The 1,130-nt window shown below is 54.2% G+C and carries 2 protein-coding genes; both read right to left on the bottom strand.

The window, feature by feature from the left end:
• Window positions 1-24 precede the first annotated feature (24 nt).
• Window positions 25-483 (bottom strand): putative molybdenum carrier protein, encoded by a 459-nt coding sequence (locus ACR0B5_RS22860; RefSeq protein ID WP_480543691.1) that lies wholly within the window; start codon window positions 481-483, stop codon window positions 25-27.
• The gene (locus ACR0B5_RS22855) at window positions 480-1,067 is read right to left on the bottom strand and encodes an SOS response-associated peptidase (RefSeq protein WP_480543689.1); all 588 of its coding nucleotides are present in this window, start codon (window positions 1,065-1,067) and stop codon (window positions 480-482) included. The genes ACR0B5_RS22860 and ACR0B5_RS22855 overlap by 4 nt, the downstream gene beginning before the upstream one ends.
• Window positions 1,068-1,130 lie beyond the last annotated feature (63 nt).

Here is a 1,130-nt window from a genome sequence, read left to right as displayed (position 1 = left end):
ACTTCGGGCGTGTGAGAAACTGACCTAGGTGGTCGAAAAAGCATCGCTCAGGAAAGCAAACGCCTTTGAATATACGCTAGGTGCCTCGGATTCACGTGGTCCGGCTACGTTGAGAACCAAAGGCTTGATCGATGAGACCCATTGCCGAACCCGCTCAGTTTCTAGACGGTTTTTATCTGCAAGCGCGATACGCAAAACCGGTTTTCCTACCTCAATTGCGACTTGATGAGTATAGTTCGTGCCGGGGCTTTCTGATCCATCAGTTAGAATAAGCGTAGCGTCGCTTGAAATGACGTTGAGTCGGGTTCTGACGTCTGGTTCAGCCGACGGTGCCTCCGTCAACCCTAAGTATCGTTCGGAAATGCGGCCAGCTTCGTTGATTCGACCTTTGGGAACCCAGCCGCCGTAGCTCAAACCGCGTTGGATAGCGAACTCAAGTGCAGCCAAGTCTACGCCAGTTTGCCCACCCGATACGATTTTCACGGCAATCTTCCTGCTGGATCCGACTTCTCACCTTCGCCAGACCGAACAATTTGCGTTTCGTTCGAATTTAAGGGCTCCAGCAGTTCGAATGCGTCATCCGCGTTGCCATCCATCCATTGCTCATAGTCCTCCGGCTTGAGGATGGCGGGCATTCTCTGCGGGTGTATGGGCTTCACCAGCTCATTGGCCTTTGTGGTGATGACGGTGTAGGTTTCAACCTCCTCAGCTCCTTCCTTGCCCTGGTATCGCGAGGTTTGCCACATACCCGCAAATGCGAGTGGCGGGCGGTCTTCATCGCCCTTCAGGGCGAACCAGTGGTGGGTGGCAGGGTTTCTTCCTTGGGCCTCACAGAACGAACCAACCGGAACGAGGCAACGCCGCTCCTCAAAGCTCTGTTTCCACAAACCGTTTGAGCGAACCTTGTCATCACGTGCGTTGTTCCAGGCCCCTGGTTGGATAACAGCACCAGTTTTCTTTGACTTCTTTGTCGTACGAAAGCCCCAGCTCAGCGGGACAAACTCACGCTTACCTTCGTCGCCTTTCCCGACCACAGAGGCTAAGGGCTTTGGATAGATGGCTGGCAATGGTTCCGCATTCCCCAACCCGTCACGTTCAACGGTCACGTCACACAGTTGGCGCATCGCTGT

It is taken from the genome of Ruegeria sp. AG1, from assembly GCF_056541705.1.
Note: the sequence above shows the minus strand (reverse complement) of the source record. Positions and strands in the feature narration are given on the sequence as shown.